Annotated in this window: 15 protein-coding genes; 5 read left to right on the top strand and 10 right to left on the bottom strand. The window is 72.3% G+C overall.

Annotated elements, in window-relative coordinates; all coding sequences use genetic code 11:
* The 3 genes from thiD to J0670_RS13890 all read right to left on the bottom strand — a co-directional run.
* A partial coding sequence (gene thiD / locus J0670_RS13880; protein ID WP_207811851.1) for a bifunctional hydroxymethylpyrimidine kinase/phosphomethylpyrimidine kinase occupies positions 1 to 800 on the bottom strand: 800 nt, incomplete at its 3' end.
* A gap of 23 nt (positions 801 to 823) precedes the next feature.
* On the bottom strand, positions 824 to 1,849 hold the full coding sequence (locus J0670_RS13885) for an ATP-dependent 6-phosphofructokinase (protein WP_207811852.1): 1,026 nt from the start codon (positions 1,847 to 1,849) through the stop codon (positions 824 to 826).
* Positions 1,850 to 2,050: 201 nt separating this feature from the next.
* Entirely contained in the window at positions 2,051 to 3,016 is a 966-nt protein-coding gene (locus tag J0670_RS13890; protein WP_207811853.1) for a thiamine-phosphate kinase, read from the bottom strand.
* Positions 3,017 to 3,246: 230 nt separating this feature from the next.
* On the opposite strand from J0670_RS13890, the gene J0670_RS13895 reads away from it, so the two are divergent.
* Positions 3,247 to 3,480 carry an Lrp/AsnC family transcriptional regulator gene (locus J0670_RS13895; RefSeq protein WP_207811854.1) on the top strand — a complete coding sequence of 78 codons (234 nt, stop codon included), beginning with the start codon at positions 3,247 to 3,249 and terminating at the stop codon, positions 3,478 to 3,480.
* Between the two features lie 20 nt (positions 3,481 to 3,500).
* Complete coding sequence (locus tag J0670_RS13900; protein ID WP_207811855.1) at positions 3,501 to 4,019, top strand: DUF3515 domain-containing protein; 519 nt, start codon at positions 3,501 to 3,503, stop codon at positions 4,017 to 4,019.
* 70 nt (positions 4,020 to 4,089) lie between these two features.
* Here the strand turns inward: J0670_RS13900 and J0670_RS13905 are convergent, their stop codons facing one another.
* The 3 genes from J0670_RS13905 to J0670_RS13915 all read right to left on the bottom strand — a co-directional run bounded on the left by J0670_RS13905 (position 4,090) and on the right by J0670_RS13915 (position 7,183).
* Positions 4,090 to 5,235 (bottom strand): D-alanine--D-alanine ligase family protein, encoded by a 1,146-nt coding sequence (locus J0670_RS13905; RefSeq protein WP_207811856.1) that lies wholly within the window; start codon positions 5,233 to 5,235, stop codon positions 4,090 to 4,092.
* Positions 5,236 to 5,324: 89 nt separating this feature from the next.
* Positions 5,325 to 6,326 (bottom strand): NAD(P)H-dependent glycerol-3-phosphate dehydrogenase, encoded by a 1,002-nt coding sequence (locus J0670_RS13910; protein WP_307806514.1) that lies wholly within the window; start codon positions 6,324 to 6,326, stop codon positions 5,325 to 5,327.
* Positions 6,323 to 7,183 (bottom strand): 1-acyl-sn-glycerol-3-phosphate acyltransferase, encoded by an 861-nt coding sequence (locus J0670_RS13915; RefSeq protein ID WP_207811857.1) that lies wholly within the window; start codon positions 7,181 to 7,183, stop codon positions 6,323 to 6,325. The genes J0670_RS13910 and J0670_RS13915 overlap by 4 nt, the downstream gene beginning before the upstream one ends.
* A gap of 229 nt (positions 7,184 to 7,412) precedes the next feature.
* On the opposite strand from J0670_RS13915, the gene cofC reads away from it, so the two are divergent.
* Positions 7,413 to 8,096: a 2-phospho-L-lactate guanylyltransferase gene (cofC, locus tag J0670_RS13920; protein ID WP_207811858.1), complete on the top strand. Its 684-nt coding sequence runs from the start codon at positions 7,413 to 7,415 to the stop codon at positions 8,094 to 8,096.
* Positions 8,097 to 8,125: 29 nt separating this feature from the next.
* A complete protein-coding gene (locus J0670_RS13925) occupies positions 8,126 to 8,350 on the top strand; it encodes a hypothetical protein (RefSeq protein ID WP_207811859.1) in 225 nt (74 codons plus the stop codon).
* A gap of 238 nt (positions 8,351 to 8,588) precedes the next feature.
* On the opposite strand, the gene J0670_RS13930 is transcribed toward J0670_RS13925, so the two are convergent.
* The 4 genes from J0670_RS13930 to leuC all read right to left on the bottom strand — a co-directional run bounded on the left by J0670_RS13930 (position 8,589) and on the right by leuC (position 11,849).
* Positions 8,589 to 9,161 (bottom strand): HU family DNA-binding protein, encoded by a 573-nt coding sequence (locus J0670_RS13930; RefSeq protein ID WP_207811860.1) that lies wholly within the window; start codon positions 9,159 to 9,161, stop codon positions 8,589 to 8,591.
* Positions 9,162 to 9,294: 133 nt separating this feature from the next.
* The gene (locus J0670_RS40555) at positions 9,295 to 9,642 is read right to left on the bottom strand and encodes a hypothetical protein (protein ID WP_243436992.1); all 348 of its coding nucleotides are present in this window, start codon (positions 9,640 to 9,642) and stop codon (positions 9,295 to 9,297) included.
* 182 nt (positions 9,643 to 9,824) lie between these two features.
* A complete protein-coding gene (gene leuD, locus J0670_RS13940; protein WP_207811861.1) occupies positions 9,825 to 10,421 on the bottom strand; it encodes a 3-isopropylmalate dehydratase small subunit in 597 nt (198 codons plus the stop codon).
* 3 nt (positions 10,422 to 10,424) lie between these two features.
* A complete protein-coding gene (leuC, locus tag J0670_RS13945; protein WP_207811862.1) occupies positions 10,425 to 11,849 on the bottom strand; it encodes a 3-isopropylmalate dehydratase large subunit in 1,425 nt (474 codons plus the stop codon).
* Between the two features lie 232 nt (positions 11,850 to 12,081).
* On the opposite strand from leuC, the gene J0670_RS13950 reads away from it, so the two are divergent.
* On the top strand, positions 12,082 to 12,725 hold a 644-nt coding region (locus J0670_RS13950; protein WP_207811863.1), incomplete at its 3' end, for an IclR family transcriptional regulator.

A 12,725-nucleotide genomic window follows, 5' to 3' on the forward strand; every position in this document is an offset into this window, starting at 1 on the left:
CAGGCGTGGTCGACCGGGCCGATCCCGGCGCCGAGCGCGAAGCCCCCGGCGATCGCACCGGTGATGTACTCCTTGGCCGAGCCGACCGCCTCCGGCATCGTCTCGCCCTTGGCCAGACCGGCCGCGATCGAGCTGGCCAGGGTGCAGCCGGTGCCGTGGGTGTGCCGGTTGTCGTAGCGCGGCGCCCGGTACCAGTGCACCTCGTCCGGCCCGCCGTACAGCAGGTCGGCGGCCTCGCCCTCCAGGTGGCCGCCCTTGACCAGCGCCCAGCGCGGTCCGAGGTCCACCAGCGCCCGCGCGGCGTCCAGCATCTGCCCCTCGCCCTCGACGACAAGGCCGGTGAGCTGGGTCACCTCGTGCAGGTTGGGGGTGACCACGGTGGCGACCGGCAGCAGCCTCTCCCGGACGGTGGCCACCGCCTCGGCGGCCAGCAGCGCGTCCCCGTGCTTGGAGACGCCGACCGGGTCGACCACCACCGGGGCGGCCACTCCGGCGAGCAGCTCCGAGACGGTCTCGACCAGTTCGATCGAGGCGAGCATGCCGGTCTTCACGGCCTGCACCCCGATGTCGTCCACCACACTGCGGAACTGCGCCCGGACGGCTTCGGCGGGCAGTTCCCAGTAGCCCTGGACGCCGAGCGAGTTCTGCGCGGTGACGGCGGTGATCACGCTCATGCCGTGGACGCCGAGGGCGAGCATCGCCTTGAGGTCGGCCTGGATGCCGGCGCCGCCGCCGGAGTCGGAGCCGGCGATGGTGAGCACGCGGGGAGGAGCCGCGTGCCGGGCTGCAGTCGAAACCATGCCCCCAACCTACCCGCGCCGTCTCACAGCACCGCTTCGGATTCCACCCAGCGCTGCTCCGGCACGGTCTTCAGCCGGGTCACCGCGGCGGCGATCGGCAGCAGTTCGATGCCGGTCCGGCGCAGCGCGGTGAAGTGCCCGAACGCGCCCTGGTGGACGGCCTCCACCGCGTGCCAGCCGAAGCGGGTGGCGAGCACCCGGTCCCGGGCGGTCGGGGTGCCGCCGCGCTGGGTGTGGCCGAGGATGACCGGGCGGGCCTCCTTGCCGAGCAGGTTCTCCAGCTCGTGGGCGAGCCGGTTGCCGATCCCGCCGAAGGTCTGGTGCCCGAACTGGTCGACGTCGCCGTGGTCGAAGCGCATGGTGCCGGGCTGCGGGGCCGCTCCCTCGGCGACGGCGATGATGGCGAACTTCTTGCCGCGGGCGAAGCGGTCCTCGACCATCCGGGCCACCGCCTCGATGTCGAAGGGCTTCTCCGGGATCAGGATGCCGTGCGCGCCGCCCGCCATGCCCGCGGTGAGAGTGATCCAGCCGGTGTGACGGCCCATCAACTCCACGACCATGACCCGCTGGTGGGACTCGGCGGTGGTCTTCAGCCGGTCGATCGCCTCGGTCGCGACGTGCACCGCGGTGTCGAAGCCGAAGGTGACGTCGGTGGCGTCGATGTCGTTGTCGATGGTCTTGGGGACGCCGACCACCGGCAGCCCGGCGTCGCTGAACAGCTTGGCGGCGGTGAGCGTCCCCTCGCCGCCGATCGCGATCAGCGCGTCGATGCCGATGTCCCGGGCCAGCGTCTTCGCGTTCTCCACCGCCCAGGCGATCCGCTCGCGCCGCACCCGGGCCGAGCCGAGGATGGTGCCGCCGAGGGTGAGCAGACCGGTGACGTCGTCGTGCGAGATCGGCCGGGTACGGCCCTCGATCAGGCCGAGGAAGCCGTCCTCGATGCCCACGATCTCGTCCCCGTGGACGTCCGTACCCCGGTGCACCACCGAGCGGATCACCGCGTTGAGGCCGGGGCAGTCGCCGCCGCTGGTCAGTACACCGATGCGCATGTGTGGTGTGCTCCCGCTCGCAGTGGTTCAGACCACCCGCTCCGGACGGCGGGCGGGCTCGGATGTCGCAAGCCTACGCAACGCGCACCCTCGAAGCCCGTCCGCCGCACGCCGGAGCGCCGCACTCCGTACCTACGTCCACGGCCCGTCGGCCGTACTCCGTAGCTCGGTCAACACCCGCCCGACAGCTCGGCGGGCGGCTCACTCGGCGAAGTGGTCCCAGCCGCCGACCCGGTCCCAGGGCGCGCCGTCCACCGTCACCCGGCCGCTGCGCGAGCCCCGCGGACGGCCGGTCACCTCGCCCACCACCCGCCAGCGGGCCGGGAGTTGGACCCCGCGCGGGAAGGTCGCCACGATCGCGTGGTCCTCACCACCGGAGAGCACCCACACCATCGGGTCCACCCCGACCGCCTGGCCGATGTCGGCCATCTGCGCCGGAACGTCGAAGTCGGCGGCCTTCAGGTCGATGTCCACCTCGCTGGCCCGGGCCACGTGGCCGAGGTCGGCGACCAGCCCGTCGCTCACGTCGATCATCGAGGTCGCGCCCAACTCGGAGGCGGCCGGGCCCGCGTGGTACGGCGGCTCCGGTCGGCGGTGCGCCTCGACGAAGGCGCGCGGGGAGCGGAAGCCGCGCTGCAGGACGGTCAGTCCGGCCGCCGACCAGCCCAGCCAGCCGGTCACCGCGACCACGTCGCCCACCTGCGCGCCGGAGCGCGTCACCGCCGCGCGCCCCTGGAGGTCTCCGAGCGCCGTGATCGCCAGGGTGACGGTGTCGCCGCGCACCACGTCGCCGCCGACCACCGTCGCCCCGGCCACCTGGCACTCGTCGCGCAGCCCGTCCATCAGCTCGGTGGCCCAGGTGGTCGGCAGGTCGGCGGGGGCGACGAGGCCGAGCAGTATCGCGGTGGGCACCGCGCCCATCGCGGCCACGTCGGCGAGGTTCTGGGCGGCGGCCTTGCGACCCACGTCGTAGGCGGTGGACCAGTCCCGGCGGAAGTGCCGGTTCTCGATCAGGACGTCCGTGGTGGCCACCACCCGGCCGTCCGGAGCCTTCACCACCGCGGCGTCGTCCCCGGGGCCGAGGTCGACCGCATCGGTGAGCGGTACCCGGGCGGTCAGCTCCCTGATGAGGCCGAACTCGCCGAGCTCGCCCACGGTCCCCTGCATCTGCCGTCCTCTCGCCTTTCCTTCCCGGATGGCGCCGCCATCCGGGATCCAGTCCCCGTCGCTCCCCCGCGCGCAGCGTACGCCCTTCGGGGACGCCGAAGTCTCCCCTCCCCGGCCCACCGCGCGGTAGCGTGGTGATCAGCCTGCCGGTGAACCCGATTCCCACCCCCGTGCCCGACCGGGTGATCACGGCGGCGATCCCCCCTAACCGGCCGCCGGGAGGTCCCCCCGTGGTACAGGCATACATCCTGATCCAGACCGAGGTAGGCAAGGCCACCGCCGTGGCCCAGACGATCGGAGAGCTCCCCGGCGTGATCAGCGCCGAGGACGTCACCGGTCCGTACGACGTGATCGTCAAGGCCGAGGCCGAGACGGTCGACGAGCTGGGCCGCATGGTGGTGGCCGAGGTGCAGAAGGTCGAGGGCATCACCCGCACCCTCACCTGTCCGGTGGTCCACATCTAAGCCCTGGCTACCATCGGCGGGTGGACAGAGAATCCCGCATCCCCAAAGCGCTGGCCGCGCTTCCGGCACCGGTGCGCTGGCTGGCCCTGCCCCTCGCGCTGACCTGCACCGTCGTGGTGCTGGTCGGCAGTTGGGGCCCAGGCGACGCCGACATCGAAGTCCCGCAGCCGAGCGGCCGGGCCGCCGACTACTGCCGGGCGCTGGCCGCGGCGCTGCCGCAGGAGCTGCTCGGACACCCCCGCGAGGACCCGTCGCCGGCCTCTCCGTACGTCGCCGCCTGGGGCGATTCGCCCCGGACGGTGCTGCGTTGCGGCATCGACCGGCCGGAGGAGCTGGACGGCGAGCACGCCAAGGACCTCTCGCCGACGGTGGACGACCTCACCTGGTGGTCGCAGAAGCTGAGCGACGGCGGCTACCGCTTCGTCGCGACCATGCGCGCGGCCTACGTCGAGGTGACGTCCCCGCCCGGCGTCTACGGCAGCCCGCTGGACCCGGCCGCCGCGCTGACCCCGCTGGTCAAGGCCAACATCCCGGGCTGAGGCCTCCCGGGCCGAGGAGCACGAGGAAGGGCGGGTCGGGAACTCCCGGCCCGCCCTTCGCCGCACCCGCTCAGCGCAGCCCGGTCGAGCGGCGCAGCGCCGTCCGCAGCAGCCGGTCGATCAGCTCCGCGTACGGGACGCCGCTGGCCTCCCACATCTTCGGGTAGGCCGAGATCGGGGTGAAGCCCGGCATCGTGTTGATCTCGTTGATCATCCAGGTGCCGTCCTCCAGCAGGAAGAAGTCCACCCGGGCCAGACCCTCGCAGCCGAAGGCCTCGAACGCGGCCACCGCCTGGCGCTGGATCTCCGCGACCTCCTCGGCGGTGAGCTCCGCCGGGATCCGCACCTCGGAGGAGTCGATGTACTTGGCCTCGAAGTCGTAGAAGTCGAAGCCCTCGCCGACCAGCACCTCGGCCGGGACGCTGGCCCGCGGGCCGTCCTCGAACTCCAGCACGCCGCACTCGATCTCGCGGCCGGAGACGCCCGCCTCGATGATCAGCTTGGGGTCGTGCCGGCGGGCCTCCTCGATCGCGGCGTCCAGGTCGGCCAGGTCCTTGACCTTGGTGATGCCGATGCTGGAACCGGCCCGGCAGGGCTTCACGAACAGCGGCAGGCCGAGCGCGGCGGCCCGCTCGCGCACGTCGGCGCGGCCCTGCTCGGTCGTCCAGTCGCGCGGCCGCACGATCGTGTAGTGGCCGACGCCCAGGCCGTGCGAGGCCAGGATCCGCTTGGCGAACTCCTTGTCCATGCCGGCCGCGCTGGCCAGCACGCCGTTGCCGACGTACGGGACGCCGGAGAGCTCCAGCAGGCCCTGGAGGGTGCCGTCCTCGCCCCAGGGGCCGTGCAGCAGGGGGAACACCACGTCGACCTCGCCGAGGGCCTTCGGAGCGCTGCCCGGCTCGCTCAGGAGCACCTCCCGGTCGCCCGGCGCGACCGGCAGCGCGACCTGCCCGTCGACCGCCTCGGCGACGCCCTGGACGTCCGGCATCCGGCCGTCGGTGATGGCCATCCGGGCCGGCTCGTCGCTGACCAGCGCCCAGCGGCCTTCGGGGGTGATCCCGATCGGGAGCACCTCGTACTTCTCGCGGTCGATCGCCTTCAGCACGCTGCCGGCGGTGACCACCGAAACGCCGTGCTCGGAGCTGCGCCCGCCGAAGACCAGCGCGACACGCGGCTTCGAGGCGGACGGGTTCGGGGAGGTCTGTTCGATGCTCATATCGGGTTTGAGACTACCGTGCGACGGGTTTCCGGGAAGTCAACGCCTTTCCGGAAACCCGCACCGCCACCGGAACCCGGCCGACGGACCTAACGGCGTTCCGCCTTCGCCGAACGCGACATCAGCGCCTGCAACGCCTCCTGGGTCGGCCGCCCGTTGTGCACCACGTCCACCACGGCCTCGACGATCGGCATGTCGACGCCGCTGCGCCGGGCCAGGTCCAGCACCGACTCGCAGGACTTGACGCCCTCCGCGGTCTGCCGGGTGGCGGCGATGGTCTCGGCGAGCGACATCCCCCGGCCCAGGTTCATGCCGAAGGTGTTGTTGCGCGACAGCGGCGAGGAGCAGGTGGCGACCAGGTCGCCCATCCCGGCGAGGCCCGCGAAGGTGTGCGGGTCGGCGCCGAGCACCTCGCCGAGCCGGGTGGTCTCGGCCAGCCCCCGGGTGATCAGCGTGGCCTTGGTGTTGTCACCGAGCCCCATGCCCGCCGCCATGCCGACCGCCAGGCCGATCACGTTCTTGACGGCGCCGCCGAGTTCGCAGCCGACCACGTCGGTGTTGGTGTACGGCCGGAAGTACGGCGTGTGGCAGGCGGCCTGGAGCCGCTTGGCGACCTTCTCGTCGGAGCAGGCGACGACGCTGGCGGCGGGCTGCCGGTTGGCGATCTCCCGGGCCAGGTTGGGCCCGCTGACCACCGCGACGCGCTCCGGGCCGACCCCGGTGACCTCCTGGATCACCTCGCTCATCCGCTTGGCGGTGCCGAGTTCGATGCCCTTCATCAGGCTCACCAGTACGGTCTGCGGCCCGAGCAGCGGCGTCCAGGCGGCCAGGTTGTCGCGCAGCGTCTGCGAGGGCACCACGAGCACCGCGAAGTCGGCGCCGGCCAGCGCCTCGGCGGCGTCGGTGGTGGCCCGCACCGAGTCGGGCAGCCGCACGCCCGGCAGGTAGTCCGGGTTCTCGTGGGTGGTGTTGACGGCGTCCACCAGCTCCTGGCGGCGGGCCCAGAGCACGACCTCGCAGCCCGCGTCGGCGAGCACCATCGCGAACGCGGTGCCCCAGGAGCCGGTTCCCATCACGGCGCAGCGGGTCACCGGCCGACCTCCGTACCGTCGTTGCCGCCCTCGGCACCCTCGGCGCCCTCGGTGTTCTTGGCCCCCTTGGCCCGGCGGCGCTCGGCCAGCGCCGCGGCGGCCCGCTCGCGGGCGGCCCGGCGCATGTCGTAGCGCTCGGCCGGCGGTTGCTCGCCGCGGACGTCGGCCAGTACGGCGGTGATCGCCGTCATGATGTCCTCGGTCGCGTCGGCGAGCACCTGGGCGGTGAGCTCCTGGCCCTGGTACCTGCTCAGGTCCACCGCGGGCCCGGCCGCGACGGTCACCCTGTGGCGCGGGAACAGGTTGAACTTGCCCTTGCCGTAACCGGGCCGGCCGTACGGCGGGATGATCTCGTGCGCACCCCAGTGCGCGACCGGGATGACGGGCGCACCGGTCATCAGCGCGACCCGGGCGACCCCGCTCTTGCCGGTCATCGGCCACAGGTCCGGGTCCCGGGTGAGCGTTCCCTCCGGGTAGAACTGCACGCACTGGCCGTTGTTGACGGCGTCGATCGCGGCCCGGAAGGCCTGCGCGGCGTCGGTGGACTCGCGGAACACCGGGATCTGGCCGGTCTTGCGCAGCATGAATCCGATGAAGGGGATCGAGAACAGCGAGGACTTGCCGAGAATCCGCGGCGGACGGCCGCTGTTGTACTGCCAGTGCGCGTAGATCACCGGGTCGATGATCGAATTGTGGTTCACGGCGGCGATGAAGCCGCCTTCCTTCGGAAGGTGCTCCCAGCCCCGCCAGTCGGGCTTCACCAGGGCGGTCGTCACCGGCTTCACCAGCACGGCCGCCAAGCGGTACCAGATGCCGTAGTCGGCGTTGCCGAACTTGGCGTACGAGCGGCGGGCCACCCCAGGTCCTCCTCATCCCAGGCGGCACGGGGGTGCCGCGGTCACTGCCTCCCGGTGCCGCGCACCGGCCTGCCCGGTGCCCGGTTGGCGGGCGCGGAACAGTGTCGCCCGCCCGCTCGCCGGCTGTCGAGCGGCCGCGCCAACCCGCGCTGCGGTCGTGATCAAACGCACGTCCGCACAGTTCGGACGGCCTGGCGAGGGCTCCGGGACCGGCGTCACAATGACACCGATGACCCAGGACACCGTACGCCCCAGCAGGCCCGCCGCGCCCGCCGCACCCACCGCCGACTGGTCGCTGGTGCTGCCGCTCAAACCGCTCGCCCTGGCGAAGAGCCGGCTGGCCCCGTACGCAGGGCCGCACCGGCCGGACCTGGCGCTGTCCTTCGCGCTCGACACCGTCACCGCCGCGCTGGCCACCCCGGGCGTCTCCCGGGTCCTGGTGGTCACCCGGGACGCCACCGCCGGCGCCCGACTGGCGGCGCTCGGCGCCGTGGTGGTCCCCGACGAGCCCGACGGCGGCCTCAACCGGGCGTTGTCGCACGGCGCCTCGGTCGCCCGGGCGCTGGCCCCGCGGGCCCCGCTGGCCGTCATATCGGCGGACCTGCCGGCCCTGCGCCCGGCCGAACTCGCCCGGGTGCTGGCGGCGGTGCCGCCGGACGGCCGGGCCTTCCTGTCGGACTCCCCCGGCGTCGGCACCGCCCTGCTCGCCAGCACCCCGGGCCGACCGCTCTCCCCCGCCTTCGGGGACGGCTCGCGGGCCCGGCACGCGGCCGGCGGGGCCCTCGAACTGCGCCTGGCCGACGTGGAGTCGGTGCGCCGGGACGTCGACACCGGCACCGACCTCGGCGAGGCGGTGGCGCTCGGCCTCGGCCCGCACACCAGCGCCCTGTTCGCCCGGCTGGGGCGCTCCTGAGCCCCGGGGCCTGTCGCTATGCTGCTGACATGCAGGCCACCGCGTTCACCTTCGACCCCGACACCCGGGCCGGCTCCGTGCTGCTCGACGACGGGACTCCGGTGCCGTTCGACGCGGCCGCCTTCGACGCCGGCGGCCTGCGGCTGCTGCGGCCCGGCCAGCGGGTGCGGATCCGCACCGAGGGCGCGGGCGAGGCCCGCCGGGTGGTCTTCGTGACCCTCCAGACCTTCCCCGACCCCGCCGACGCGAACTGATCCCACCGGCTCACTCGCACCAACCCGACGCCGTTCCCGCGGTTTTCCGCACCGCTGCCGACGGTTTCCGTGTCCCGGCCGGTGTTTTCCGCGCTTTCCGCGCCCGGCCGACGGCCGCCCCCGTTTACTGACCGAGCGCCCGGAAATCGAAAGAGCCGCGGCCACCCGGTCTCCGCAATTAGCGGAAGGGGTGCCGCGGCTCTGAGCCGAAGGCCGTCCGAGGACAGTCGCGCGGGACTTACTTGGCAGTGGTCTTGCGCGCGGTGGTCTTGCGGGTGGCGGTCTTCTTCGCCGGCGCCGTCTTCTTGGCCGTGGCGGTCGCCTTCTTCGCGGCGGTGGCCGTGGTCTTCTTGGCGGCGGCGGCGGTGGTCGCCTTCTTGGCGGCGGCCTTCTTGGCCGGAGCGGCGGCGGCAGCAGTGGCGGCACGCTTGGTGGCGGCACGCTTGGCGGCCGGGGTGGCCGCGACGCCGGCCTTACCCGGGGTGAGGGAGCCCTTGGGGGCCTTCTTCACCGAGGGGCCTTCCTTCGGCAGCTTCTTGCTGCCGCTGACCAGGTCCTTGAAGCCCTGACCCGGGCGGAAGCGGGGGACCGAGGTCTTCTTGACCTTGACCCGCTCGCCGGTCTGCGGGTTGCGGGCGAAGCGCGCGGAGCGCTCCACCTTCTCGAAGGTGCCGAAACCGGTGACCGACACCCGGTCGCCGGCCACAACGGCACGGACCATGGTGTCGAGCACTGCGTCGACGGCCTCTGCGGCAGCCTTGCGACCGCCCAGCTGCTCGGCCACCGCTTCGACAAGCTGAGCCTTGTTCACGTCTTCCCCTTCGGAAACGGGCGCCGGATGATTCCATCCGTTCTTTTCGCACGTTAGGTATGTATCTGCGGACTTTCAATTACCAAACGCGCGAATCACCCTAGTGTCGCAATGGATTTGCACGTCGGCGACCTCAGCCGAGGGGTGGGCGCCCCTCGTCGAGGTCATGTACAAAGCGACTCAACCGCCTTGCCGCCTCCGGAAGATCGCGCTTGGCGGTCTCGGTGACGATGAGCAGTTGACGGGTGAGAGCGGTCTTTGCATCGGCAGACACGTTCAGCGCATGCACGCGGGCGTGAGCTTGCTTCAACCGCTCGGCCACAAGCGCGTAGAGCGCTGCGACTTCCTGGTCGTCCGGCCCCTCAGCTGGTGCGGAGGTGACGTCCGGCCGATCGTCAATTCGGCGTTCGGATCCCCGGCCCATGGACTCCTCGGACGCGGGTTCGCCGCCCGCGTACGGAGGTTCATGGTGCCGGTGCATGTACTGATTGTGCCATCTACCCGCAGTTGTACTTGCGCGGGGCCCTGTTCCGCAAAGCCAAATGGGCAATCCGGGGCGGGCCTCGGCGCTAACTCGTGCTCCGGAACGACGGATGGCCCGGCCCCCCCGAGGGGGGCGCGGGCCAACCGGTGGATCGTCAGAATGCTTGTTCTGAAGGGAACTCAGGAGACCGGCAGAGTACGGGGCTTGAAGGCCGGGCGGGTCGCCTCGTAGGCCGCGATGTCGGCCTCGTTCTGCAGCGTGATGCTGATGTCGTCCAGCCCGTTGAGCAGCCGCCACCGGACGTTGTCGTCCAGTTCGAAGGACGCGGTGACGCCTTCGGCCCGAACTTCGCGGTTCTCCAGATCAACGGTGATCTCGGCCGAAGGATCACTCTCAGTGAGCACCCAGAGGCGTTCCACGGTCTCCTGCGGCAGGACGACGGTCAGCAGTCCGTTCTTCAGCGAGTTGCCGCGGAAGATGTCGGCGAAGCGGGAGGAGATGACCGCGTGGAAGCCGTAGTTCTGCAGCGCCCAGACCGCGTGCTCGCGGGAGGAGCCGGTGCCGAACTCGGGGCCGGCCACCAGGACGGTGGCGCCCTGCCGCTCGGGCCGGTTGAGGATGAACGACTCGTCCTTGCGCCAGGCTTCGAACAGGCCGCCCTCGAAACCGGATCGGGTGACCTTCTTGAGCCAGTGGGCCGGGATGATCTGGTCGGTGTCCACGTTGCTGCGGCGCAGCGGCACGGCCCGGCCGGTGTGGGTGGTGAACTTCTCCATGGCTCAGGCCTCCACGGCGACGTTGGTGGACACGAGGTCGGCGGGGGCCGCCAGTCGGCCCAGGACGGCGGTCGCGGCGGCGACCTGCGGGGAAACCAGGTGGGTGCGGCCGCCCTTGCCCTGGCGGCCCTCGAAGTTGCGGTTCGAGGTGGAGGCGCAGCGCTCCCCGGGGGCGAGCTGGTCGGGGTTCATGCCCAGGCACATCGAGCAGCCGGCGTGGCGCCATTCGGCGCCGGCGGCGGTGAACACCTTGTCCAGGCCCTCCTCGACGGCCTGCAGGGCGACCCGGACCGAGCCGGGGACGACCAGCATCCGCACCCCGTCGGCGATCCGGCGGCCCTCCAGGATGGCGGCGGCGGCGCGCAGGTCCTCAATCCGGCCGTTGGTGCAGGAGCCGACGAAGACCGCGTCGACGGCGACCTCGCGCAGCGGGGTGCCGGCCTCAAGGCCCATGTACGCCAGGGCGTTCTCGGCGGCCAGGCGCTCCTGCGGGTCCGCGAAGTCCTCGGGGTTCGGGACGGCGGAGCCGAGCGGGGCGCCCTGGCCGGGGTTGGTTCCCCAGGTGACGAACGGGGTCAGTTCGCTCGCGTCGATGAGGATCTCGTGGTCGAAGACGGCGTCCTCGTCGGTGCCCAGGGTCCTCCAGTACTCGACGGCGGCGTCCCAGTCCTCGCCCTGCGGGGCGTGCGGACGGCCCTTGAGGTACTCGAAGGTGGTCTCGTCCGGGGCGATCATGCCGGCCCGGGCTCCGGCCTCGATGGACATGTTGCAGACGGTCATCCGGGCTTCCATGGACAGGCTCCGGATCGCCGAACCGCGGTACTCCAGGACGTAGCCCTGGCCACCGCCGGTGCCGATCTTCGCGATCACGGCCAGGATCAGGTCCTTGGCGGTGACGCCCTCGGGCAGTTCGCCCTCGACGGTGATCGCCATGGTCCGGAACGGCGCCAGCGGCAGGGTCTGGGTGGCCAGCACGTGCTCGACCTGGCTGGTGCCGATGCCGAACGCCAGCGCGCCGAAGGCGCCGTGGGTGGAGGTGTGGGAGTCGCCGCAGACCACCGTCATGCCCGGCTGGGTCAGGCCGAGCTGCGGGCCGACCACGTGCACCACGCCCTGCTCGACGTCGCCGAGCGAGTGGATCCGGACGCCGAACTCGGCCGCGTTCCGGCGCAGCGTCTCCAGCTGCACCCGGGAGACCGGGTCGGCGATCGGCTTGTCGATGTCCAGGGTCGGGGTGTTGTGGTCCTCGGTGGCGATCGTCAGGTCGGTGCGGCGGACCGGGCGCCCGGCCAGGCGCAGCCCGTCGAAGGCCTGCGGGCTGGTGACCTCGTGGAGCAGGTGCAGGTCGATGAACAGGAGGTCGGGCTCGCCCTCCGCGCGCCGCACGACGTGGTCGTCCCAGACCTTCTCTGCGAGTGTCCGTCCCATCGGATTCCCTCCAGCCGGCCGCGTTGCCGGCCTTCTCATGTCGTCGGGGTAAACGCTTGCGCCGCCCCGTGCGGGGCGCCTTCGCGCGACCTGCACGCCGGATCGCTGTCCACGATGCGGACACTCTGGCGAGGCCACATCCTGGACGTCTCCCGGGCTGCTGCATCCAGAGTGGCGCTTTTCGCGGAAGATTGAACTTGCGTCTCGCGGAATGAGACTGCAGTCTTAGCGCATGGACAACACTAGCGGCGTCGGCGTTCTCGACAAGGCCGCTCTGGTGCTGAGCGCACTGGAGTCGGGCCCCGCCACGTTGGCGGGGCTGGTCGCCGCCACCGGTCTGGCGCGCCCCACGGCCCACAGACTCGCCGTCGCACTCGAACACCACCGCCTGGTCACCAGGGACATGCAGGGACGTTTCATCCTCGGCCCCCGCCTGTCCGAACTCTCCGCCGCAGCGGGCGAGGACCGGCTGCTCGCCACCGCGGGCCCGGTCCTGACCCACCTGCGCGACGTCACCGGCGAGAGCGCACAGCTCTACCGCCGCCAGGGCGAGATGCGGATCTGCGTAGCCGCCGCCGAGCGGCTCTCCGGCCTGCGGGACACCGTCCCGGTCGGCAGCACCCTGCCGATGAAGGCCGGCTCGGCCGCCCAGGTCCTGCTGGCCTGGGAGGAGCCCGAGCGGCTCCACCGCGGCCTCCAGGGCGCCCGCTTCACCGCCACCGCGCTCAGCGGCGTGCGGCGGCGCGGCTGGGCCCAGTCGATCGGCGAGCGGGAGCCGGGCGTCGCGTCCGTCTCCGCCCCCGTCCGCGGCCCCTCCAACCGCGTGGTGGCCGCCGTCTCCGTCTCCGGCCCGATCGAGCGGCTGACCCGCCACCC

The organism is Streptomyces sp. FH025 (assembly GCF_017427025.1).
In the GTDB taxonomy this organism is placed as follows: Bacteria; Actinomycetota; Actinomycetes; order Streptomycetales; family Streptomycetaceae; genus Kitasatospora.

What these genes read in the sequence shown, in the direction of transcription:
- J0670_RS13885 (WP_207811852.1), bottom strand. Translation starts at nt 1,849, where the DNA reads ATGCGCATCGGTGTACTGACCAGCGGCGGCGACTGCCCCGGCCTCAAC.
- J0670_RS13890 (WP_207811853.1), bottom strand. Translation starts at nt 3,016, where the DNA reads ATGCAGGGGACCGTGGGCGAGCTCGGCGAGTTCGGCCTCATCAGGGAG.
- J0670_RS13905 (WP_207811856.1), bottom strand. Translation starts at nt 5,235, where the DNA reads ATGAGCATCGAACAGACCTCCCCGAACCCGTCCGCCTCGAAGCCGCGT.
- cofC (WP_207811858.1), top strand. Translation starts at nt 7,413, where the DNA reads ATGACCCAGGACACCGTACGCCCCAGCAGGCCCGCCGCGCCCGCCGCA.
- J0670_RS13925 (WP_207811859.1), top strand. Translation starts at nt 8,126, where the DNA reads ATGCAGGCCACCGCGTTCACCTTCGACCCCGACACCCGGGCCGGCTCC.
- J0670_RS40555 (WP_243436992.1), bottom strand. Translation starts at nt 9,642, where the DNA reads ATGCACCGGCACCATGAACCTCCGTACGCGGGCGGCGAACCCGCGTCC.
- leuD (WP_207811861.1), bottom strand. Translation starts at nt 10,421, where the DNA reads ATGGAGAAGTTCACCACCCACACCGGCCGGGCCGTGCCGCTGCGCCGC.
- leuC (WP_207811862.1), bottom strand. Translation starts at nt 11,849, where the DNA reads ATGGGACGGACACTCGCAGAGAAGGTCTGGGACGACCACGTCGTGCGG.